Raw genomic sequence first — 21,158 nt, 5'->3', positions numbered from 1 at the left:
TCCTCCTCTGCGGGTCAGTCGTTCACGGCGGGGTGCTGGGCGAGCGCCTGGGCGGTGGCGTCCTTCCAGGCCATCCAGCTGAGCAGGGCGCACTTGACCCGGGCGGGGTACTTGGAGACGCCGGCGAACGCGACCGCGTCCTCCAGCACCTCCTCGTCGCCCTCGCCCTGGCCCTTGCTCTGCATCAGCTCCAGGAAGGCCTCCTGGACGGTCTGCGCCTCGCCGACGGTCTTGCCCACGACCAGGTCGTTCAGCACCGAGGCGCTGGCCTGGCTGATCGAGCAGCCCTGGGACTCGTACGAGACGTCGGCGACCGTCGAGCCGTCGAGCCGCACCCGCAGGGTGATCTCGTCACCGCAGGTCGGGTTGACGTGGTGCACCTCGGCGTCGCCGTCCCGCAGCCCCTTGCCGTGGGGGTTGCGGTAGTGGTCCAGGATGATGTCCTGGTACATCGAGTCGAGCTTCATGTCCTGCCCTGTCCCGTCAGCCGAAGAAGTTCCGGACGTGGTGCAGGCCGTCGATCAGTGCGTCGACCTCGCCCGGCGTCGAGTACAGGTAGAACGACGCCCGCGTGGTCGCCGGAATTCCGTACCGCAGGCAGACCGGCCGCGCGCAGTGGTGGCCGACGCGCACGGCGATGCCCTGCTCGTCCAGCACCTGGCCCACGTCGTGCGGGTGGATGTCGCCGAGGGTGAAGGAGATCGCGGCGCCGCGGTCGACGGCCGTGCGCGGGCCGATGATCCGCAGGTCCGGGACCTCCAGCAGGCGCTCGACCGCGTACGCGGTGATCGCGTGCTCGTGCGCGGCGATCTTCTCCATGCCGATGTCCGACAGGTAGTCGATGGCCGCGCCGAGCCCGACCGCCTGGGCGATCGGCGGGGTGCCGGCCTCGAACTTGTGCGGCGCCGGGGCGTAGGTGGACGAGCCCATGGTGACGGTCTCGATCATCTCGCCGCCGCCGAGGAACGGCGGGAGGTCCTCCAGCAGCTCCTGGCGGCCCCAGAGCACGCCGATGCCGGTCGGGGCGAGCATCTTGTGGCCGGTGAAGGCGACGAAGTCGGCCTCCAGCGCCTGGACGTCCAGCACCATGTGCGGGGCGGCCTGCGAGGCGTCGATGACGACCAGCGCGCCGACCGACTGGGCCTTGCGCACGATCGTCTCGACCGGGTTGACGGTGCCGAGCAGGTTGGAGACCAGGGTGAAGGAGACCACCTTGGTCTTCTCGGTGATCAGCTCGTCGATGTCGGAGAGGTCGAGCCGGCCCTCGTCGGTGAGCCCGAACCACTTCAGCTTCGCGCCGGTGCGCTGCGACAGCAGCTGCCACGGAACGATGTTGGAGTGGTGCTCCATCTCCGTGATGACGATCTCGGAGTCGGCGTCCACCCGGTACGGCTCGTCGGCCCAACCGAGCATGTTGGCAACGAGGTTGAGCGACTCGGAGGCGTTCTTGGTGAAGATCACCTCGTTGCGGCTCGGCGCGTTGACGAAGGCCGCGACCTTGTCCCGCGCGCCCTCGTAGAGCGCCGTGGCCTCTTCGGCGAGCACGTGCACGCCGCGGTGGACGTTGGCGTTGTGCCGCTCGTAGTAGGCGGTGAGGGCTTCCAGCACCTGACGCGGCTTCTGCGAGGTGGCCGCGTTGTCCAGGTAGACGAGCGGCTTGTCGTCGTGCAGCACGCGCTGCAGGATGGGGAAGTCCTTGCGGATCGCGTCGGTGTCGAGCAGACCCGTGAACGGATGCGTCACGCGGACGCGCCCCCCTTCACATATGCCTCGTAGCCCTCGTTCTCCAGCTTGTCGGCCAGCTCGGCACCGCCGGACTCGACGATGCGGCCGCCCGCGAAGACGTGGACGTAGTCGGGCTTGATGTACCGCAGGATGCGGGTGTAGTGGGTCACCAGCAGGGTGCCGACCTCGCCGGTCGAGCGGACCCGGTTGATGCCCTCGGAGACGATCCGCAGCGCGTCGACGTCCAGGCCGGAGTCGGTCTCGTCGAGGATCGCGATCTTCGGCTTGAGGAGCTCCAGCTGGAGGATCTCGTGGCGCTTCTTCTCGCCGCCGGAGAAGCCCTCGTTGACGTTGCGCTCGGCGAAGGCCGGGTCCATCTGGAGGGCGGCCATCGCCTCCTTGACCTCCTTCACCCACAGACGCAGCTTGGGGGCCTCGCCGCGGACGGCGGTGGCGGCGGTGCGCAGGAAGTTGCTCACCGAGACGCCCGGGACCTCGACCGGGTACTGCATGGCCAGGAAGACGCCGGCCTTGGCGCGCTCGTCGACGGACATCTCCAGGACGTCCTCGCCGTCCAGCAGCACCGAGCCGCCGGTGACGGTGTACTTGGGGTGGCCGGCGAGCGAGTAGGCCAGGGTGGACTTGCCGGAGCCGTTCGGACCCATGATCGCGTGGGTCTCGCCCTGCTTCACGGTCAGGTCGACGCCCTTGAGGATCTCGCGCGGGCCGTTCTCGGCCTCGACGGAGACGTGCAGGTCGCGGATTTCAAGCGTTGCCATGGGTACTCAGGACTCCTGGTTGACGGAGACGAGCACATCGTCCCCTTCGATCTTTACGGGGTAGACAGCGACCGGCTTGGTGGCGGGCAGGCCGGAGGGCTTGCCGGTGCGCAGGTCGAAGCTGGAGCCGTGCAGCCAGCACTCGATCATGCAGTCCTCGACCTCGCCCTCGGAGAGCGAGACGTTCGCGTGCGAGCAGGTGTCGTTGATCGCGAACACCCCCTCGTCGGTGCGGACGACGGAGACCGGCACGCCGTTGAGGTCCACGCGCTTGGGCACGTCCTCCTGGAGGTCGCTCAGCGCGCAGGCACGGAGGAAGGTCATCTGGATCAGACCGCCGCTTCCAGCTCGGCCTCGATCTTCTCCATCAGCTGGTCCTGGATCTCGGCGACGCCGATCTGCTGGACGAGTTCGGCGAAGAAGCCGCGGACGACCAGGCGGCGGGCCTCGTCGGCCGGGATGCCGCGGGAGCGCAGGTAGAACAGCTGCTCGTCGTCGAAGCGGCCGGTCGCGGAGGCGTGGCCGGCGCCGACGATCTCGCCGGTCTCGATCTCCAGGTTGGGGATCGAGTCGACCCGGGCGCCGTCGGTGAGCACCAGGTTGCGGTTGAGCTCGTAGGTGTCGGTGCCCTCGGCGGCGGCGCGGATCAGCACGTCGCCGACCCAGACGGCGTGGGCGTCCTGGCCCTGCAGCGCGCCCTTGTAGACCACGTTGGAGCGGCAGTGCGGGGTGTCGTGGTCGATGACCAGACGGTGCTCCAGGTGCTGGCCGGCGTCGGCGAAGTAGAGGCCGAACAGCTCGGCCTCGCCGCCGGGCGCGGCGTAGTTGACCCGCGGGTGGATCCGGACGACGTCGCCGCCGAAGGTGACGACCACGGACTTCAGCGAGGCGTCCCGGCCGACCAGCGCGGTCTGCTGGGCGACGTGGACGGCGTTGCGGTCCCAGTCCTGGACGGAGACGAAGGTGAGCTTGGCGCCGTCGCCGACGAGCAGCTCGACGTTGGCGGCCCGGGTGCCGGTCCCGGTGTGGTTGATCACCACGACGGCCTCGGCGAACGGCTTGACGTCGACCACCACGTGGGCGAAGCGGGTGCCGCCCTCGCCGTGCACGTCGATCTTGACCGGCCCGGTGAGCACCGCGTCCTGGGGGACGGTGACCACGAGCGCCTGCTCGAAGGCGCTGAACGCCTGCGCGGCGACCCGGTCGACGGGCTTGCCGGCCTTGCCCAGGCGGGCGTCGTCGCGGCCGACGGTCTCGGCGGTGACGCCGTCCGGCAGGCTCAGCTCGACCTTGTCCTCGCCCTTGGCCGCCTCGGCGGCGGTGCCGTCGTGCAGGCCGCCCAGGCGGTGCATCGGGGTGAACCGCCAGTCCTCCTCGCGGCCGGTGGGCACCGGGAAGTCGCCGACCTCGAACGAGGGCTTGACGGCGACCCGGGCGTCGATCGGCTGCTGGACGGTGGCGCGGCCGGTGCCGGGGCCGGCGAGCTGGGCGCCGGCGCCGGCGGTGCCGACCTCGATCGACCCGGCGGTGGTGGAGCCGGTGGTGGTGTTGACGTCAGCCATGGCTGTCGTAGTGCTCTCTTCCTCGAAAAGCTCGAAAAGTCGGTGGGCGGTCAGCGGCTGGACGTCAGCCGACCGCACCCTCCATCTGCAGCTCGATCAGCCGGTTGAGCTCCAGCGCGTACTCCATCGGCAGCTCGCGCGCGATCGGCTCGACGAAGCCGCGGACGATCATCGCCATCGCCTCGAACTCGGTCATGCCCCGGCTCATCAGGTAGAACAGCTGGTCCTCGCTGACCTTGGAGACCGTCGCCTCGTGGCCCATGGACACGTCGTCCTCGCGGACATCCACGTACGGGTAGGTGTCCGAGCGGGAGATGGTGTCCACCAGCAGCGCGTCGCACAGCACGTTGGACTTGGCGCCCTTGGAGCCCTCGCCGATCTCGATCAGACCGCGGTAGGAGGTCCGGCCGCCGCCGCGCGCCACCGACTTGGAGACGATGTTGGAGGAGGTGTTCGGCGCCATGTGCACCATCTTGGCGCCGGCGTCCTGGTGCTGGCCCTCGCCCGCGAAGGCGATCGACAGGGTCTCGCCCTTGGCGTGCTCGCCCATCAGGTAGACGGCCGGGTACTTCATGGTGACCTTGGAGCCGATGTTGCCGTCGACCCACTCCATGGTCGCGCCCTCGTACGCCACGGCGCGCTTGGTGACCAGGTTGTAGACGTTGTTCGACCAGTTCTGGATGGTCGTGTAGCGGCAGCGGCCGCCCTTCTTGACGATGATCTCCACGACCGCGGAGTGCAGCGAGTCCGAGGAGTAGATCGGCGCGGTGCAGCCCTCGACGTAGTGGACGTACGCGTCCTCGTCGACGATGATCAGCGTCCGCTCGAACTGGCCCATGTTCTCGGTGTTGATCCGGAAGTAGGCCTGGAGCGGGATGTCGACGTGGACGCCCTTGGGCACGTAGATGAACGAGCCGCCGGACCACACCGCCGTGTTCAGCGCGGCGAACTTGTTGTCGCCGGCCGGGATGACGGTGCCGAAGTACTCCTTGAAGATCTCCGGGTGCTCGCGCAGCGCGGTGTCGGTGTCCAGGAAGAGGACGCCCTGCTCCTCCAGGTCCTCGCGGATCTGGTGGTAGACGACCTCGGACTCGTACTGGGCGGCGACACCGGCGACCAGGCGCTGCTTCTCGGCCTCCGGGATGCCCAGCCGGTCGTAGGTGGCCTTGATGTCCGCGGGCAGGTCCTCCCAGGACTCGGCCTGCTTCTCGGTGGAGCGGACGAAGTACTTGATGTTGTCGAAGTCGATGCCGGAGAGGTCGGAGCCCCAGGTCGGCATGGGCTTCTTGCCGAACAGCTTCAGGCCCTTGAGACGCAGGTTCAGCATCCACTCGGACTCGTTCTTCTTCGCGGAGATGTCGCGGACGACCTCCTCGCTGAGCCCGCGCTTGGCCGCGGCACCAGCGGTGTCCGGGTCGGCCCAGCCGTACTCGTAGGTGCCCAGGCCCTCGAGCTCGGGGTGCGAAACGGTGTCAGTCATGCGAGCTTCCTAACGCGCGGACGCTGAATCTTCGGTGGACGTACCGGCAGTCGGCACTGCATCGGAGCCGCGGCCCGCGGAACGCCGGGCAGGCGACGATGCGGCACCGGGTGCCGGCACATAGGTGGTGCAGACCCCGTCGCCGTGGGCGATGGTGGCCAGCCGTTGCACATGGGTGCCCAGCAGCTGGGAGAAGACCTCGGTCTCCGCCTCGCAGAGCTGCGGGAACTGCTCGGCGATGTGCGCGACCGGGCAGTGGTGCTGGCAGAGCTGGGCGCCTGCCGGGGCCTTCGCCACGGCCGGCGGGACCCGCCGCACCGTGGCAGCGTACCCGTCCGCGCTCAGCGCCTGGGCGAGCGCCTCGGTGCGCTCCCCCGCCTCGGCCAGCCGCAGGAGCTCCAGGTAGCGCTCGCCCTGCTTGCCGAACCGGGCCCGGGCGAAGGCGGCGACCGCCTCCTCGCCCGCCTTGCCGCCGCCGACCGAGTCGGAGATCCAACGCAGCGCGTCGGCGGCGAGCTGGTCGTACGCCTGGTAGAAGGCGTCCCGGCCGCCGTCGGTGAGGGCGAAGACCTTGGCCGGGCGGCCCCGGCCACGGCTGCCGTAGACCCGCTGCTCGCGGGACTCGACCAGGCCGGCGGCGGCCAGCCCGTCCAGGTGGCGGCGGACGGCTGCGGCGGTGAGGCCGAGCCGGGTCGCCAGGTCGGCGGCGGAGGAGGGGCCGTGGTCGAGGATCGACCGGGCGACCCGGTCCCGGGTGGCGCGGTGGCCCTCCAGCAGCACCTCGGCCGCCGTCACGGGCACGTCGCACCCGGGGGCCGACTCGGCCTCCTGGGGCGTGGCGTGCTCGCGCATGTTTTTCACAACACCAGTGTTGCGTAATTACTTCCGACAGGACAAGCCGTGATGCAGGCCTCACTCGTGTCATCTGTCACGCAGGTAAGCCTTACCTGACCTGCGAAAACGATCATCGAGGGCGCCGTCCGGGCCCGGCGTCGGGGCCTCTTACACTCGCCGGTATGCACTCCGAACCCGCGGTGAAGATCGCCGGGCTGGTCAAGCGCTACGGCGACAAGCCCGCGGTGGACGGCCTCGACCTCACCATCGCACGCGGCGCGATCACCGCCGTCCTCGGCCCCAACGGCGCCGGCAAGACCACCACCATCGAGACCTGCGAGGGCTACCGCCGCCCCGACGCCGGCACCGTCCGCGTCCTCGGCCTCGACCCGGTCGCCCAGAGCGCCGCGCTGCGCCCCCGGATCGGCGTCATGCTCCAGTCGGGCGGCGTGTACGCGGGCGCGCGCGCCGTCGAGATGCTGCGTCACACCGCCGCGCTGCACGCCCACCCGCTGGACGTCGACGCGCTGGTCGAACGGCTCGGCCTCGGCTCCTGCGGCCGCACCGCCTACCGGCGCCTGTCCGGCGGCCAGCAGCAGCGGCTCGCCCTGGCCATGGCCGTCGTCGGCCGCCCCGAGCTGGTCTTCCTGGACGAGCCCACCGCCGGACTCGACCCGCAGGCCCGGCGCGCCACCTGGGAGCTGGTCCGCGACCTGCGCCGGGACGGCGTCACCGTGGTCGTCACCACCCACCACATGGACGAGGCCGAACAGCTCGCCGACCAGGTCGCCGTCATCGACCGCGGCCGGGTGATCGCCACCGGAAGCCCCGAGGAGCTGTGCCGCGGCGGCGCCGAGAACGCCCTGCGCTTCGACGGCCCGCCCGGGCTCGACCTCGGCCCGCTGCTCAAGGAACTGCCCGAGGGCGCCACCGCCACCGAGACCGCCCCCGGCAGCTACCGCGTCGAGGCGCCCGTCGACCCGCAGCTGGTGGCCACCGTCACCGGCTGGTGCGCGGCCTCCGGCGTCCTGCCCGAACGGCTGTCCGTCCAGCGCCGCAGCCTCGAAGACGTCTTCCTCGACCTGACCGGACGGGACCTGCGCTCGTGAGTACGACCACCGACTACTCCCCCAAGCCCGGCGCGGCCCCGGTCGGCCGGATGCTGCTCGCCCAGACCGCCTTCGAGACCAGGATGCTGCTGCGCAACGGCGAACAGCTGCTGCTCACCGTGGTCATCCCGACCGTGCTGCTGGTGCTGTTCTCGGCCGTGGACATCGTCGCGGTGGACGGGCCCGGCAAGCGGGTCGACTTCCTGGCCCCCGGCCTGCTCGCGCTGGCCGTGATGTCCACCGCCTTCACCGGGCAGGCCATCGCCACCGGCTTCGAGCGCCGCTACGGCGTGCTGAAGCGGCTCGGCGCCAGCCCGCTGCCGCGCTGGGCGCTGCTGACCGCCAAGACCGGCTGCGTCCTGGTGACCGAGGCGCTGCAGGTCGCGCTGCTGTCGGCGATCGCGCTGGCGCTCGGCTGGTCCCCGCAGGGCAACCCCCTGTCGGTCGTCGCGCTGCTGGTGCTCGGCACCGCGGCCTTCTCCGGCCTGGGCCTGCTGATGGCCGGCACGCTCAAGGCGGAGGCCACGCTGGCCGCCGCCAACCTGGTGTTCATCCTGCTGCTGCTGGCCGGCGGGGTGATCGTGCCGCTGAGCAGGTTCCCCTCGGCCGTGCAGTCGGTGCTGGAGCTGCTGCCGATCTCCGCGCTCTCGGACGGCCTGCGGTCGGTCCTCCAGCACGGCGCCGGGGTGCCCTGGTCCGACCTCGGCATCCTGGCCGGCTGGGCCGTCCTCGGCCTGGCCGCCGCGGCCCGCTTCTTCCGCTGGGAGTAGCCCCCGGCCCCGCACGGGAACCACACCGCTACTGAGACCGCCCCCCGGCCGCTTCGGCCGGGGGGCGGTCTCACGTCACCGACGCAACGTCAGCTCTGGCTGCCGCGACGCTTGCGGGCCAGCAGGACGAGCGCGCCGCCGACCAGCAGCACGCCGCCGCCGGCCGCCGCGATCATCGGGGTGGCGTCGTTGCTACCGGTCTGGGCGAGCGCCGGGCCACTGGTGGTGGGCGTCGGGACCGGGGTCGGGGTCGGCGTCGCGGTCGCGGTCTTGCTCGCGGTGGGCGAGGCCGACGGGGTCGGGGTCTTGGTGGGCGTGGGAGTGGGAGTGGGAGTCGGCGTCGGAGTCGTGGTCTGCGACGGGGTCGGGGTGGGAGTCGGGGTCGGGGTCTTGGTGGGCGTGGGAGTCGGCGTCGGAGTCGGAGTCGGCGTGTGGCACGGCTCGATCGTCTTGGTCTCGTCGATGTTCCAGCCCTTTTCGTTGGGCGTCTCCGTCGTGTTCACGACGAGGTGCGCCTTGACGGGGGCCGAGTGGTCCTTCACCGGGAAGGTGCCGTGGAACTCCGCGGGGAAGGCCTTGGCGTCCAGGACCTTCTCGCCGTCGATGGTGAGGCTGACGGTGTTCTTCACGTCGGGCTTCGGGCTGTAGTTGATCAGATCGATCACGATCTTGTCGCAGGTCACCGACCAACTCGGCACGTGCGCCGAGGCGTTGGTTGCCAGCGCCAGAGGCAGGAGAATTCCGGCCGCTGCCGTCCCGGCGAGTGCCGCCGCGCCGATCCGCATGTGCCGCTGCTGTCGCGCCATTTACGCTGTTCCCCTCAGAACGGTCTTGCGCAGCAGGCGTGTTGAAGGTTTCGCGGTGGCCCGCTACGACTGTCCGGGGGACTCTACCGGCACTCCCGCACCTCTCCACACCCCGCCGTACGACCGAATTTCGTCTGTTGGTCCGTCGTCTGATGTGTATGACCAGCCCATCACAGCTGCCACCTCGCGGAACGCGGATTCGGCAAACTTGAATGAACTTCGTCACCTGACTGAAATACGTGCGCCCTCGGCGATCAGGTTCAATCACCGAGGGCGCAGCACCGGTCGAGCGGCGAAATGATCAGGCCTTCTTCGCCGCCCGGCGCCGGGTGACGACCACGATCGCGCCACCGGCCGCGAGCACCACCGCGCCGGCGATCGCCAGCGGCACGACGGGCCCGGAGCCGGTGTGCGCGAGGTTGCCGCCCGCGTTCGCCTGGGCGGACGGGCTCGCCGAGGCCGAGGCCGAGGCGGCCGGCACGCCCGCCGAGGCGGTGGCCGACGGGCTGGCCGAGGCACCCGCGCTCGGCTTGCCGCTCACCGGGGCCGAGGGCGTGGCCGAGGGGCTCGCCGAGGTCCCGGGGGTGGCCGAGGTGCCGGGAGTCCCGGGCGTCCCGGGCGTGGTGGAGGCCGACGGCGTCCCGCTCGGCACCACCGGCGGCACGGTGGGCGTGGTGGACGGCGTCGGGACGACGACGCCGGGCAGGCAGCCGGCGAACGGGTAGTGGTGCGTCTCCGCCCCGCCCTTGCCGGTCAGCGAGGCGGCGATGACCGAACCGTTGACCGGGCCGCCGCTACCGAGGTCGAAGGCGGCGTTGGGCGCCAGCACGGTGCCTGCCCAGGCGGCCTTGCTGTTCTTGACCACCTTGGTCGCGGTGGGGAAGTTCCACAGCAGCTTGGCGCGGATCGCCCCGCCGGCCGCGCTCTGCAGCTTGTCGTCCAGGACGAAGGACGCCTTGGCCTCGTCCCACAGGTGGAAGCCGGTGGTCCCGGCGGCCGCCATGTCGTACGAGCCGCCGGTCACGGTGATGACGGTCACCGAGCCGGCCGGCACCTTGAGGAAGACGTCCTTGGCGCCCTGGAGCTTCGCGGCGTCGACGGTGAAGCTGTTGTACTTCGCGTCGCCACCGGTGAAGGTCAGCTCGGCGCCCTTGGCCTGGACGGTGGCGCCGGCGGTCTGCGGCGCGGCGGCCAGCGCGGTGGAGGCGGCGCGCAGCTTGGCGAACTCGGCCTTGAAGTCGATCGGGGAGGCGCCCTGGGCGGTGGCGCCCTGGTGGGCCTGGACGACGGCGCCGTCGGCCTTGGAGCCGTAGACGCCGTTGCCCTTCATCACCTGGGTGTTGTGGCCGGTGATGCGGCCGGCGACCACCAGCGCGTTCTTGCCGGGCAGGGCGTCGACCTCGGCGGGGGTCAGCTCCTGGCCGACCGAGAAGCCGCCGGTGAAGTCGGCGTTGCCGCCGACGGCGACGGCGCCCTCGGCGTCGGGGGTGTGGGTGTCGTCGCCCTCGATGAACTCGCCGTAGAGGTTGGCGACCCCGAGGCTTCGGCACTCCTGGCCGGGGTCGGCGGCGTGGGCGGCGGCGGGGGCGATCAGGCCGGCCAGTGCGAGCGAGCCGCCGACTGCGAGCGCGGCGGCGGACGTGGGTATGCGCATGTGCAGGTCTCCGCTTGTGCGGGAGGAGTGGGAGAGGTCCGAAAAAGGTATGGACCAATCCGCACTCTTTCGGCCGCACAGGTGATTGGTCAAGACCAATGACCGCCTTGACCGAAGAGTCCGGTTTGCACCCCGTCCGGCCCGGTGCGGCCGTCGCCCGCGCGGCACCCGCGCCCCGCCCCAAGATCGGCTGTAAGGCCGCCTACGATTGACCCCGTGCCTAATCCCTTCTCCCTGCTCGCCGACCGCTGGCAGCCGTCCGCCGTGATGGTCCGGCGCGCCGCGTTCGCCGCGCTGGTGATGAGCGTGGTGATCGTCGTCACCGGCGGTGCCGTCCGCCTCACCGCCTCCGGCCTCGGCTGTACGACGTGGCCCCGCTGCACCGCCGACAGCCTGACCCCGACCGCCGAGATGGGCTTCCACGGCGTCGTCGAGTTCACCAACCGGATGCTCACCTACGTGCTGAGCGCCGCCGTCGGCTGGGCCATCCTGGCCGCCCGCTGCCACCGCCCCTGGCGGCGCAGCATGACCAAGCTCGGCTGGGCGCAGTTCTGGCTGGTGATGAGCAACGCCGTACTCGGCGGCATCACCGTGCTGACCGGCCTGAACCCCTACACCGTCGCGCTGCACATGATCGCCGCGATGGCGCTGGTCTGGGTCGCCCTGCTGATGTGGGAGCGGTCGAAGGAGGGCGACGGGGCCCCGAAGCTCAGCGTGGCCCGCCCGATCCACCAGCTCTCCTACGTGCTGGTCCTGGTCATCGGCCTGCTGGTCGCAGCCGGCACCCTGGTCACCGGCGCCGGCCACCACCCGGGCACGCCGAAGGACAACAAGATCGTCCCCCGGATCCCGATCGACTACGACAGGCTGGCCCAGTTCCACGCCGACCTCGCGTTCGTCTCGGTCGGCCTGACCATCGCGATGATCTTCGTCCTCGCGGCCGTGAAGGCCCCGCCGGCGGCGAAGGCCCGCACCAGGGAACTGCTGGCGGTCCTGCTCCTCCAGGGCGTCCTCGGCTTCATCCAGTACTTCACGGACGCCCCCGAGCTGATGGTCGGCCTCCACATGCTCGGCGCCACCCTCACCTGGATCGCCGCCCTCCGCATCCCCCTCGCCCTGCGCACCCGCGCACACGAGGCCCAGGACATGGCCGACCAGCTCCCCACCCAGACCCCCCAGGCCGCCGCAGTCTGAACAAGCACCGAAGGCCCCCATCCGAGCCCTTGGGTTCTAGGAGTCGTTGCAACACCCCAGTTCAGGGGATGCATTGGACTTCGAGATCCGCAAGGACCGGACGGCTCAGGGGCCCGTGAAGCTGAGCCGGGAGCGAGCGGCATACTCCCGGCTCATGCAGCAGGGCTACAGCAACACCGAGGCGTGCAGGATCGTCGGGATCACCCCCCGGACAGGCCGTAGGTGGCGCAACGGCCGCAGCGCCGACCGACGGCAGAAGGCGGCACCACCGATTCACGCGGTGGTGCCGCCTTCCGGTCCCTCCCGTTACCTGTGCGAGGACGAGCGCATCCACATCGCCGACAGGCTTCGAGAGCGGGCGGCGGTCCGTACGATCGCCGCCGAGCTGGGCCGCAGCCCCTCCACGGTCAGCCGCGAGATCAAGCGCAACCGGCACCCCGAGAGCGGCGCCTACCGCCCACACGCGGCCCAGGCCCGGGCCGACGCCCGCCGGCCACGTCCCAAACCCCGCAAGATCGGCCGGATACCCGGGCTGCGGGACTTCATCCAGCACCACCTCGACAGGAAATGGAGCCCGGAGCAGATCTGTCACGCTCTACGGGCACAGTTTCCCGAGCGGCCGGAGATGCACGTGGTCCACGAAACCGTCTACCAGGCCCTCTACGTCCAGGGCCGCGGCGAACTGCGCCGCGAACTGGCCGGTGCCCTGCGCAGTGGCCGGGCCCGCCGCAGACCCCAGCGGCAGGCCAACTGCCGCCAGCCCCGCTTCACCGACCCCATGGTCATGATCAGCGAGCGGCCGGCCGAAGCCGAGGACCGGGCCGTCCCCGGCCACTGGGAAGGCGACCTGATCCTCGGCAAGGACGGCAAGTCCGCCATAGGAACCCTGGTCGAACGCGCCACCCGCTACGTCATGCTCCTACACCTGCCGAACGGCCGCACCGCCGACCAGGTCCGCGACACCCTCGTGGAAACCGTCCAGACCCTGCCCGCCCACCTGGTGCGCTCGCTCACGTGGGACCAGGGCTCCGAGATGGCCGCCCACAAGAGCTTCACCATCGCCACCGACGTCCCGGTCTACTTCTGCGACCCCGCCAGTCCCTGGCAGCGCGGCTCGAACGAGAACACCAACGGCCTGCTGCGGCAGTACTTCCCCAAGGGCACAGACCTGTCCGTCCACGCTCCCGAACATCTGGCCTTCGTCGCCGCCGAACTCAACGGCCGCCCACGCAAAACGCTCGGCTGGGAAACCCCAGCCGAGCGCCTGCATAAACTAATCGCGGCTTGATCAACTCACCACGTGTTGCAACGACCCCTGGAAACCGCCGCCGGATGGGGGCCTTCGTCGTCACGATCAAAGGTGGCTAGCGCACCATGGGGAACTCCCCGGAGCGCCAGTCGGCCAGCCGCTTGCGGATGTTCGACACCATCGGCAGCCCGTCCGTCTCGACCGGGGCGAACCACGCCACCTCGTGGGATTCGTCGGACACCCGCAACTCCCCACCGAACGGGCGCCCGAGGAGGCAGATGGAGAACTCCTGGCGGACCTCGCCGTCGTCGTAGGCGAAGACGTGGCCGGGGTCGGTGTAGGTGCCGACGATGCCGGTGATCTCGATGTCGATACCGGTCTCCTCACGGGTCTCGCGGATGCCACACCCGGCGAGCGACTCCCCGATGTCCATCATGCCGCCGGGCAGCGCCCACATCCCGTTGTCGGTGCGCCGCTGGAGCAGGACACGGCCCGCATCGTCGACCACGACCACGGACGCGGCCGGGACCAGCGAGTTCGCCTCGGGCGCGTCGGGGTCATTCTCGTAGTCACGCCTGGCCACGATCCACCACCTCCGCTGCCTGATCCGTTCTTGCATTCCTCTTGCGGTGGCGGCAGAAGGCCCCATGTCCGAGGGCCTGACCCCTGCCATCACGCCGGGGCCTCTACCCTGTCACAGCAGATGTCGACCGTCATGAGTCCTGACACTCGGTGCGGCGTCGCCCCGAAGCGCGTCCAGGACACGCACTGCATAGACCTCGGCCATCCGGGCTGAGACCTCGGCCGGAGCAAGCCAGGCAACCTCGATCGACTCGTCCGAGAGCCGCGCAATCTGATTCTCCGGGCTGCACCGAAAGACGAGAGCGACGATCCCTCGGTTCATGTTCTTGTAGACGCCGGTCAGCCGCTCCACGCGGACCTTGATACCGGTCTCCTCGTAGACCTCGCGACGCACGCCGTCTTCAACGGACTCCGCCACCTCCAGCACCCCACCCGGCGGCTCCCAAGCCCCGTTGTCGGCCCGCCGAATCGCCAGCACCCGGCCGTCCTCCCGCACCACCACCCCCGCGACGGACACCGAGTGGAGTGGCGTCACGCTCGCACCACCGGGTGGATCAGATCGAGGACCATCACGTCGTGCCGAGCCGCGCCGTCCCACGGGATCGCCGACCCGACGCGCGTGTAGCCCCACGCTCGGTAGGACGCCTGGGCCGCAGTCGCCTCCGGCCGGCTGTTCAGCATCACCCGGGCGTTGTCGATTCCCTCGATGAGGGCGCGATGCATGCGGGTGGCGACGCCCTGGCGCCGCCACCGGGGCCGAACCGCCAACTCGAAGAGACCGAACGTGCGCTTTCCGTCCTCATGCCTGAGGTCCTCGGGCACGGGATCGATCAGGGTGTCCCACCATCCGGTGTTCGCCGACAACGGGTAGCCGTACGCCATCCCGACAACGGTGTCGCCGTCGAAGGCGATGGCCGCCCGGAACCCCCGCCGACGCGCCTGCGAGCGGAACCGGCGAAACGCCCGCTCCACGTCGGTCGGCCCCTCGCCATAGGGGGCTTCCGCGAACGCCTCCGAGAACACCTCCTTCAACCGGCCCTCCAACTCGACCGCCTGCTCGCCGTCCAACAGCCGAACCGCCACCGTCACACCGTCCTCTGTTTCCGGGCCGAAACCCCGAGCGATCGAAGTTCCTCAACGCAGTCCCGTGCCATCGCCGTATCGACTCGGGCCGCCGACGACGCCACCGAACGCAACCGGTCCGCCAACCTGGCCGAGGTCATTCCCTTCGCCGCACTCGCACTGGCTACCGCCTCTGCGCAAGCCTCCTCAACATTGCTGGCCTTCATGTACGAGCCCTGCCACCTCCCGACCGACCACCAGCGCTGGTTCGAGGCGGCCTACACCGACGCCCCCGTCGTCACCCAGGTCAACGACGGCGAGGCATCGGCCGATCCGCCCGACCCGTCCGGGTGCCCGACCCGTCCGGGAGCCCGACCCGTCCGGGAGCTACCCCGTTGAGCCCACGGCTACGGCCCGGCCCCCCTCGAAGGGGGGGCCGGGCCGTAGCCGTGGGCGCCGAAGTGATCAGCCGCCGAGCTGGATGCCGGCCATGCGCTTCCACTCGTACGGGCCGGTCTTCACCTTGAGGGCCAGCTCGCCCTCGAAGTCGTCGTGCAGGGTCAGCCCGGCCAGTTCGGCGGCGCGGCGGCCGACGGCGTAGCTCGGGGCCACCTGGTCGCCCCAGGCGCCGTCCGCGCCGACCACGACGATCCGGGTGGCCACGGCGCCGACGTACTCGACGACCGCGTCGGCGCCGCCCCCGTGCTGGCGGGCGAAGCTGCTGAGGTGCTTGGCGATGCGCTTGGCGCGGCGCTCGGTACGGGCGTCCGGCGCGGTGGCGGTGGCGGTCTCTGCGCTGCTCATGCCCGCATGCTACCCACCGGTAGTCGAGCTGGCGACGGGAGCGCCCTGTGCACCGGGCCACATACTGGAGGCGTGACCTTCTCCGGCTGGCCGGCCGAGGCGCTCGACTTCTACGAGCACCTCGAAGCCGACAATTCCAAGACCTTCTGGCAGGCCCACAAGGAGCAGTACGACGACGCCGTACGGGCCCCGATGGAGCTGCTGCTCGCCGAGCTGGAGCCGGAGTTCGGACCCGGGAAGATCTTCCGTCCCAACCGCGACGTCCGGTTCAGCGCCGACAAGTCCCCGTACAAGACGCACATCGGCGCCCATCTGGAGAGCGGCGGCTACGTCCAGCTCTCCGCCGACGGCCTGGCCTGCGGCAACGGGATGTACCAGCTCGCCCCCGACCAGCTGGACCGCTACCGCGCCGCCGTCGCCGAGGACGTCAGCGGCGCCGAACTGGAGCGGGTGATCGCCGCGGTGGAGCAGGACGGCCCCCGGGTGCACGGCCGGAGCTCTCTCAGGACCGCTCCGCGCGGCTTCCCCAAGGACCACCCGAGGATCGAGTCTGCTGCGCCACAAGGGCCTGGTCGCCTGGCAGGAGTGGGCGCCCGCGAAGTGGCTCGGCACCCGCGGCGCCCGGACCCGGATCGCCGCCTTCCTGCGCGCCTCCCAGCCGCTCCGGGACTGGCTGGACGACCACGTCGGCCCGTCCGAGCTGCCGGCCCGGTGAGAACGCGAAGAGCCCCGGTCCACCGGACCGGGGCTCTTCGACGTCTGACGGGGCCTACTTCACGAACGGGTCGATCGCGCACACCACGAACAGGAGCGACAGGTAGGTGATCGACCAGTGGAACAGCCGCATCTCCTTCAGCTTCGCGCCCACCACGCCGGCCTTGGCCCGGCCGTACAGCGCGTGCGCCTCGCGCAGCCAGAAGCCGCCGAGCAGCACCGCGGTGACGGGGTACAGCCAGCTCATGTGCCCCAGCGGCCACACCGCCAGCGAGGTCGCCACCATCACCCAGGAGTAGGCGACGACCTGCTTGCCGACGGCGACGTTGCCCTTGACCACCGGCAGCATCGGCACGCCGGCCCGCTCGTAGTCCTCGCGCACCTTCATCGAGAGCACCCAGGTGTGCGGCGGCGTCCAGAAGAACACCACCAGGAACAGCGCGACCGCCGCCCAGGACACCGAGTTGGTGACGGAGGACCAGCCGATCAGCACCGGCATGCAGCCGGCGATGCCGCCCCAGACGATGTTCTGCGAAGTGCGCCGCTTGAGCCCCAACGTGTAGACGAACACGTAGAACAGCAGCGCGCCGAGCGCCAGTCCGGAGGAGAGCCAGTTGACTCCGAAGCCCAGCAGCAGCGTCGAGACGACCGCGAGGGCGATGCCGAACACCAGCGCCTCGCGCGGCGACACCATCCCGGTGACGATCGGCCGGCGCTCGGTGCGGGACATCACCGCGTCGATGTCGCGGTCGATGTACATGTTGAGGGCGTTGGCGCCGCCCGCCGAGAGGTAGCCGCCGACCACGACCTTCAGCACCAGCAGCATGTTCGGAACGCCCTGCTGGGCGAGGAACATCACCGGCACCGTGCTCATCAGCAACAGTTCGATGATCCGTGGCTTGGTCAGTGCGACGAAGGCGCCGACACGGGCCCCGATGGGCCGGTGCGCAGGAGTCGCCCCGGTGACCCCGGCGGGACGGGTTTCGACGGCGGTCACTAACACCCCAACTGAAGATGAATCCTCGCAGGCGTCCACAGGAACGAAGGGTCCCAAATCGTCCGCTCTGCGCGTACCACGCCACCTTAGACGCTCCATATATCCCATCCGGCTCCGGGGTCCCCCGGCGAGGCCGATTGGCACACCCCCGGGTGAACCGACCGGGTGAAGCCACGAAGCCGTTCCGGCGCGCCGCCGCAACCCGTCCTGACCACCGGAGCGGCAGGGTGCCGTAAAACAGGAGAGCCTGGGACAAAATCAGGCAGACCGCCCTGGTGGGAATCACCATCCGGATTTCCTGGTTGTCCCAGCACGGAGGGTGAGCCCCGGGCCGGACGGTAGGCTCGCACGCAGAAGCGGGATCTACCCTCCGTGACCGGCACCACCCAGCGTCGAGACCACAGCGCCGTGGCCGACCCGGTCCCCTTTCACGGGGTCACTCTTCACAACGGAAGGAGCCCTGAGACAGGGTGAGCACGACGCCGACGAACGCATTCGAGTGGTCCGAACTGGACGAGCGCACGGTTGACACAGCGCGGGTCCTGGCCATGGACGCCGTCCAGAAGGTCGGCAACGGACACCCCGGGACGGCCATGTCGCTGGCCCCCGCGGCGTACCTGATCTTCCAGCGTTTCCTGCGCCACGACCCGACCGACCCGTCGTGGGTCGGCCGCGACCGGTTCGTGCTGTCCCCCGGGCACACGAGCCTGACCCTCTACACCCAGCTGTACCTGTCGGGCTACGGCCTGGAGCTGGACGACCTCAAGGCCTTCCGCGTCGCGGGCAGCCGCACTCCGGGCCACCCGGAGCACGGCCACACCGCGGGCGTGGAGACCACCACCGGCCCGCTCGGCCAGGGCATCGCCAATGCGGTGGGCATGGCGATGGCCGCCCGCTACGAGCGCGGCCTGTTCGACCCGGACGCCGCCGCCGGCGAGTCCCCCTTCGACCACACCATCTGGGCCATCGTCTCCGACGGCGACCTGGAGGAGGGCATCTCCGCCGAGGCCTCCTCGCTGGCCGGTCACCAGAAGCTGGGCAACCTGGTCGCCCTGTACGACGACAACCACATCTCGATCGAGGGCGACACCGAGACCGCCTTCTCCGAGGACGTCCTCAAGCGCTACGAGGCGTACGGCTGGCACGTCCAGCGGGTCGCCCCGAAGGACAACGGCGACATCGACGTGGCCGTCCTGGCCGACGCGCTGGCCGCGGCCAAGGCCGAGACCACCCGTCCGTCGATCATCGCGATGCGCACGATCATCGCCTGGCCGGCCCCGGACGCCCAGAACACCGCCAAGGCGCACGGCTCCGCGCTCGGCGCCGCCGAGATCGCCGCCACCAAGAAGGTCCTGGGCTTCGACCCGGAGAAGACCTTCGAGGTCTCCGACAAGGTGATCGAGCACGCCCGCGAGGTCATCAAGCGCGGCAAGGCCGCCCACGCCGAGTGGAACCAGTCCCTGGAGGCCTGGCGCGCCGCCGACCCGCAGCGCGCCGCCGAGTTCGACCGCATCCAGGCCGGCGAGCTGCCCGAGGGCTGGAAGAAGACCGTCCCGGTCTTCCCGGCCGGCAAGGACGTCGCCACCCGCAAGGCCTCCGGCGAGACCCTCAAGGCGATCGGCGCGGTCATCCCGGAGCTGTGGGGCGGCTCGGCCGACCTCGCCGAGTCCAACCTCACCACCATCGACGAGGACAGCTCGTTCCTCCCCGAGGGCAACCCGCTGAAGAGCGCCAGCCCGTACGGCCGGACGATCCACTTCGGCATCCGCGAGCACGCCATGGGCTCGACCATGAACGGCATCGCCCTGCACGGCAAGACCCGCGTGTACGGCGGCACCTTCCTGGTCTTCGCCGACTACATGCGCCCGGCCGTGCGCCTGGCCGCGCTGATGAAGCTGCCGGTCACCTACGTCTGGACGCACGACTCGATCGGCCTCGGCGAGGACGGCCCGACCCACCAGCCGGTCGAGCACATGGCCTCGCTGCGCGCCATCCCGGGCCTGGCCATGGTCCGCCCGGCCGACGCCAACGAGACGGCCGTCGCCTGGCGCACCGTCATCGAGCGCCAGACCACCCACCCCGGCCCGGTCGGCCTGGCGCTCACCCGCCAGAACGTCCCGACCTTCGACCGCGAGGTCTTCGGCTCCGCCGAGGGCACCGCGAAGGGCGGCTACATCCTGGCCGAGGCCTCCAGCGGCGACCCGCAGGTGATCCTGCTGGGCACCGGCTCCGAGGTCCAGCTGGCCGTCCAGGCCCGCGAGGTGCTGGAGGCCGAGGGCATCGCCACCCGGGTGGTCTCGGTGCCGTCCTTCGAGTGGTTCCAGGAGCAGGACCAGGCCTACCGTGACAGCGTGCTGCCGCCGTCGGTCAAGGCCCGGGTGTCGGTCGAGGCCGGCATCGGCCAGGGCTGGCGCGAGCTGGTCGGCGACCACGGCCGGATCGTCTCGCTGGAGCACTTCGGCGCCTCCGCCGACTACAAGGTGCTCTTCGAGGAGTTCGGCCTGACCGCCGAGCGCGTGGTGGCCGAGGCCCACAACGCCCTCCGTTCCCTCGAGGCCGTCAACCGCTGACGCCCCCTGGGCCGTGCGCCCGCCCGCACGCGGGCGCACGGCCCCTCTGACTACCCCACGAAGCAGAACAAAAAAGGACTGAAGCACCATGACTGACGCACTGAAGCGCCTCAGCGACGAAGGCGTGGCGATCTGGCTGGACGACCTCAGCCGCAAGCGGCTGAACACCGGCAACCTCGCCGAGCTGGTGCAGAACAAGCACGTGGTGGGCGTGACCACCAACCCGACCATCTTCCAGAAGGCCATCGGCGGCGGCGACGACTCCTACGACGGCCAGCTGCGCGACCTCGCCGTCCGCAAGGTCACCACCGACGAGGCCGTCCGCATGATCACCACCTCGGACGTGCGCGACGCGGCCGACGTGCTGCGCCCGGTCTACGACGCCTCCAACGGCCGCGACGGCCGGGTCTCCATCGAGGTCGACCCGCGCCTGGCGCACGAGACCGCGGCCACCGTGGCCGAGGCCAAGCAGCTGTGGTGGCTGGTCGACCGCCCGAACGTCTTCATCAAGATCCCCGCCACCAAGGCCGGCCTGCCCGCGATCGCCGAGGTGATCGGCCGGGGCATCAGCGTCAACGTCACGCTGATCTTCTCGCTGGAGCGCTACAAGGCCGTCATCGACGCCTACCTGACCGGCCTGGAGGCCGCCAAGGCCAAGGGCCTGGACCTCTCCCAGATCGAGTCGGTCGCCTCCTTCTTCGTCTCCCGCGTGGACACCGAGATCGACAAGCGCCTGGAGAAGATCGGCGGCGACGCCCGGGACCTGCGCTCCAAGGCCGCCCTGGCCAACGCCCGCCTCGCCTACCAGGCGTACGAGGAGGTCTTCGGCTCGGTCGACGGCAAGTCCGCCGGCAGCGCCCGCTGGCGCTCGCTGGAGGCCGCCGGCGCCAAGCCGCAGCGCCCGCTGTGGGCCTCCACCGGTGTCAAGGACCCGGCCCTGCCGGACACCCTGTACGTCACCGAGCTGGTCGCCCCCGGCACGGTCAACACCATGCCCGAGGCCACCCTGGAGGCCACCGCCGACCACGGCGTGGTCACCGGCGGCACCATCGTCCCCAACTACGCCGACGCCAAGGCCGTGATGGACGCCATCGCCGCCGCCGGCGTGGACTACGACGACGTGGTCCAGGTCCTGGAGGACGAGGGCGTGGAGAAGTTCGAGCAGTCCTGGAACGAGCTGCTCGACACCGTCACCGCCTCGCTCGCCTCCTTCGCCGGCGAGAAGTGACCGTTCGCTCACACAGCCAGCGCACGAAAGCGGAGCACA

General features: G+C 70.5%; 22 protein-coding genes. 8 read left to right on the top strand and 14 right to left on the bottom strand.

The annotated features are described in order from the left end of the window. Positions 1-14: 14 nt before the first annotated feature. From sufU to OG556_RS24430, 7 genes are all read right to left on the bottom strand, one after another. The gene (gene sufU / locus OG556_RS24460) at positions 15-467 is read right to left on the bottom strand and encodes a Fe-S cluster assembly sulfur transfer protein SufU (RefSeq protein ID WP_063349529.1); all 453 of its coding nucleotides are present in this window, start codon (positions 465-467) and stop codon (positions 15-17) included. A 16-nt stretch (positions 468-483) separates the two neighbouring features. After that, positions 484-1,743 (bottom strand): cysteine desulfurase, encoded by a 1,260-nt coding sequence (locus tag OG556_RS24455; protein ID WP_371519296.1) that lies wholly within the window; start codon positions 1,741-1,743, stop codon positions 484-486. Continuing rightward, the gene (sufC, locus tag OG556_RS24450) at positions 1,740-2,504 is read right to left on the bottom strand and encodes a Fe-S cluster assembly ATPase SufC (RefSeq protein WP_063349527.1); all 765 of its coding nucleotides are present in this window, start codon (positions 2,502-2,504) and stop codon (positions 1,740-1,742) included. The genes OG556_RS24455 and sufC overlap by 4 nt, the downstream gene beginning before the upstream one ends. Before the next feature lie 6 nt (positions 2,505-2,510). Further along, positions 2,511-2,828, bottom strand: a complete 318-nt coding sequence (locus tag OG556_RS24445) for a bifunctional 3-phenylpropionate/cinnamic acid dioxygenase ferredoxin subunit (RefSeq protein ID WP_063349526.1) — start codon at positions 2,826-2,828, stop codon at positions 2,511-2,513. A gap of 5 nt (positions 2,829-2,833) precedes the next feature. Beyond that, positions 2,834-4,066, bottom strand: coding sequence for a Fe-S cluster assembly protein SufD (sufD, locus tag OG556_RS24440; RefSeq protein ID WP_371519294.1), 1,233 nt, complete (start codon positions 4,064-4,066; stop codon positions 2,834-2,836). Positions 4,067-4,130: 64 nt separating this feature from the next. Further along, a complete protein-coding gene (gene sufB / locus OG556_RS24435; RefSeq protein ID WP_063349524.1) occupies positions 4,131-5,546 on the bottom strand; it encodes a Fe-S cluster assembly protein SufB in 1,416 nt (471 codons plus the stop codon). Positions 5,547-5,555: 9 nt separating this feature from the next. After that, positions 5,556-6,398 carry a MarR family transcriptional regulator gene (locus OG556_RS24430; RefSeq protein WP_350880459.1) on the bottom strand — a complete coding sequence of 281 codons (843 nt, stop codon included), beginning with the start codon at positions 6,396-6,398 and terminating at the stop codon, positions 5,556-5,558. 164 nt (positions 6,399-6,562) lie between these two features. Between OG556_RS24430 and OG556_RS24425 the strand changes: the two genes are divergently transcribed. Then, the gene (locus OG556_RS24425; protein ID WP_371519291.1) at positions 6,563-7,489 is read left to right on the top strand and encodes an ABC transporter ATP-binding protein; all 927 of its coding nucleotides are present in this window, start codon (positions 6,563-6,565) and stop codon (positions 7,487-7,489) included. A 50-nt stretch (positions 7,490-7,539) separates the two neighbouring features. Next, positions 7,540-8,259: an ABC transporter permease gene (locus OG556_RS24420; RefSeq protein WP_371522860.1), complete on the top strand. Its 720-nt coding sequence runs from the start codon at positions 7,540-7,542 to the stop codon at positions 8,257-8,259. Between the two features lie 89 nt (positions 8,260-8,348). Here the strand turns inward: OG556_RS24420 and OG556_RS24415 are convergent, their stop codons facing one another. Next, on the bottom strand, positions 8,349-9,065 hold the full coding sequence (locus OG556_RS24415) for an LAETG motif-containing sortase-dependent surface protein (protein WP_371519289.1): 717 nt from the start codon (positions 9,063-9,065) through the stop codon (positions 8,349-8,351). 301 nt (positions 9,066-9,366) lie between these two features. Further along, positions 9,367-10,719 carry a choice-of-anchor A family protein gene (locus OG556_RS24410; RefSeq protein ID WP_371519287.1) on the bottom strand — a complete coding sequence of 451 codons (1,353 nt, stop codon included), beginning with the start codon at positions 10,717-10,719 and terminating at the stop codon, positions 9,367-9,369. Between the two features lie 216 nt (positions 10,720-10,935). On the opposite strand from OG556_RS24410, the gene OG556_RS24405 reads away from it, so the two are divergent. Then, the gene (locus OG556_RS24405) at positions 10,936-11,913 is read left to right on the top strand and encodes a heme A synthase (RefSeq protein ID WP_371519285.1); all 978 of its coding nucleotides are present in this window, start codon (positions 10,936-10,938) and stop codon (positions 11,911-11,913) included. 154 nt (positions 11,914-12,067) lie between these two features. Beyond that, on the top strand, positions 12,068-13,201 hold the full coding sequence (locus OG556_RS24400; protein ID WP_371522649.1) for an IS30 family transposase: 1,134 nt from the start codon (positions 12,068-12,070) through the stop codon (positions 13,199-13,201). Between the two features lie 76 nt (positions 13,202-13,277). Here OG556_RS24400 and OG556_RS24395 read toward each other — a convergent pair whose 3' ends face one another. The 3 genes from OG556_RS24395 to OG556_RS24385 form a co-directional block, all read right to left on the bottom strand. Next, complete coding sequence (locus OG556_RS24395) at positions 13,278-13,745, bottom strand: NUDIX domain-containing protein (RefSeq protein ID WP_371519283.1); 468 nt, start codon at positions 13,743-13,745, stop codon at positions 13,278-13,280. A 111-nt stretch (positions 13,746-13,856) separates the two neighbouring features. Next, positions 13,857-14,279 (bottom strand): NUDIX hydrolase, encoded by a 423-nt coding sequence (locus OG556_RS24390; RefSeq protein WP_371519281.1) that lies wholly within the window; start codon positions 14,277-14,279, stop codon positions 13,857-13,859. Continuing rightward, complete coding sequence (locus OG556_RS24385) at positions 14,276-14,827, bottom strand: GNAT family N-acetyltransferase (RefSeq protein WP_371519279.1); 552 nt, start codon at positions 14,825-14,827, stop codon at positions 14,276-14,278. The genes OG556_RS24390 and OG556_RS24385 overlap by 4 nt, the downstream gene beginning before the upstream one ends. A gap of 204 nt (positions 14,828-15,031) precedes the next feature. On the opposite strand from OG556_RS24385, the gene OG556_RS24380 reads away from it, so the two are divergent. Then, complete coding sequence (locus OG556_RS24380) at positions 15,032-15,205, top strand: hypothetical protein (RefSeq protein WP_371519277.1); 174 nt, start codon at positions 15,032-15,034, stop codon at positions 15,203-15,205. A 66-nt stretch (positions 15,206-15,271) separates the two neighbouring features. On the opposite strand, the gene OG556_RS24375 is transcribed toward OG556_RS24380, so the two are convergent. After that, on the bottom strand, positions 15,272-15,610 hold the full coding sequence (locus OG556_RS24375; RefSeq protein ID WP_350880471.1) for a hypothetical protein: 339 nt from the start codon (positions 15,608-15,610) through the stop codon (positions 15,272-15,274). Positions 15,611-15,682: 72 nt separating this feature from the next. Here OG556_RS24375 and OG556_RS24370 point away from each other — a divergent pair, with 72 nt between their 5' ends. Beyond that, positions 15,683-16,435 carry a DUF2461 domain-containing protein gene (locus tag OG556_RS24370; RefSeq protein ID WP_371519275.1) on the top strand — a complete coding sequence of 251 codons (753 nt, stop codon included), beginning with the start codon at positions 15,683-15,685 and terminating at the stop codon, positions 16,433-16,435. Here the strand turns inward: OG556_RS24370 and OG556_RS24365 are convergent. Continuing rightward, positions 16,380-17,327, bottom strand: a complete 948-nt coding sequence (locus OG556_RS24365; protein WP_371519273.1) for a heme o synthase — start codon at positions 17,325-17,327, stop codon at positions 16,380-16,382. The two genes, OG556_RS24370 and OG556_RS24365, sit on opposite strands and share 56 nt — an antisense overlap. Positions 17,328-17,791: 464 nt before the next feature. On the opposite strand from OG556_RS24365, the gene tkt reads away from it, so the two are divergent. Both tkt and tal read left to right on the top strand, forming a co-directional pair. Next, positions 17,792-19,891, top strand: coding sequence for a transketolase (gene tkt / locus OG556_RS24360; RefSeq protein ID WP_371519271.1), 2,100 nt, complete (start codon positions 17,792-17,794; stop codon positions 19,889-19,891). Between the two features lie 88 nt (positions 19,892-19,979). Beyond that, the gene (tal, locus tag OG556_RS24355) at positions 19,980-21,119 is read left to right on the top strand and encodes a transaldolase (protein WP_063349514.1); all 1,140 of its coding nucleotides are present in this window, start codon (positions 19,980-19,982) and stop codon (positions 21,117-21,119) included. The last annotated feature ends 39 nt before the right edge of the window (positions 21,120-21,158 follow it).

This window comes from Kitasatospora sp. NBC_01300 (assembly GCF_041435235.1).
Taxonomy (GTDB): Bacteria; Actinomycetota; Actinomycetes; order Streptomycetales; family Streptomycetaceae; genus Kitasatospora.
This window is presented reverse-complemented; position numbering and strand designations above follow the sequence as displayed.

Coding starts and splice junctions, on each gene's coding strand:
- sufU (WP_063349529.1), bottom strand. CDS start 467: ATGAAGCTCGACTCGATGTACCAGGACATCATCCTGGACCACTACCGC.
- sufC (WP_063349527.1), bottom strand. CDS start 2,504: ATGGCAACGCTTGAAATCCGCGACCTGCACGTCTCCGTCGAGGCCGAG.
- OG556_RS24445 (WP_063349526.1), bottom strand. CDS start 2,828: ATGACCTTCCTCCGTGCCTGCGCGCTGAGCGACCTCCAGGAGGACGTG.
- sufD (WP_371519294.1), bottom strand. CDS start 4,066: ATGGCTGACGTCAACACCACCACCGGCTCCACCACCGCCGGGTCGATC.
- sufB (WP_063349524.1), bottom strand. CDS start 5,546: ATGACTGACACCGTTTCGCACCCCGAGCTCGAGGGCCTGGGCACCTAC.
- OG556_RS24430 (WP_350880459.1), bottom strand. CDS start 6,398: ATGCGCGAGCACGCCACGCCCCAGGAGGCCGAGTCGGCCCCCGGGTGC.
- OG556_RS24425 (WP_371519291.1), top strand. CDS start 6,563: ATGCACTCCGAACCCGCGGTGAAGATCGCCGGGCTGGTCAAGCGCTAC.
- OG556_RS24420 (WP_371522860.1), top strand. CDS start 7,540: ATGCTGCTCGCCCAGACCGCCTTCGAGACCAGGATGCTGCTGCGCAAC.
- OG556_RS24415 (WP_371519289.1), bottom strand. CDS start 9,065: ATGGCGCGACAGCAGCGGCACATGCGGATCGGCGCGGCGGCACTCGCC.
- OG556_RS24410 (WP_371519287.1), bottom strand. CDS start 10,719: ATGCGCATACCCACGTCCGCCGCCGCGCTCGCAGTCGGCGGCTCGCTC.
- OG556_RS24400 (WP_371522649.1), top strand. CDS start 12,068: ATGCAGCAGGGCTACAGCAACACCGAGGCGTGCAGGATCGTCGGGATC.
- OG556_RS24380 (WP_371519277.1), top strand. CDS start 15,032: ATGTACGAGCCCTGCCACCTCCCGACCGACCACCAGCGCTGGTTCGAG.
- OG556_RS24375 (WP_350880471.1), bottom strand. CDS start 15,610: ATGAGCAGCGCAGAGACCGCCACCGCCACCGCGCCGGACGCCCGTACC.
- tal (WP_063349514.1), top strand. CDS start 19,980: ATGACTGACGCACTGAAGCGCCTCAGCGACGAAGGCGTGGCGATCTGG.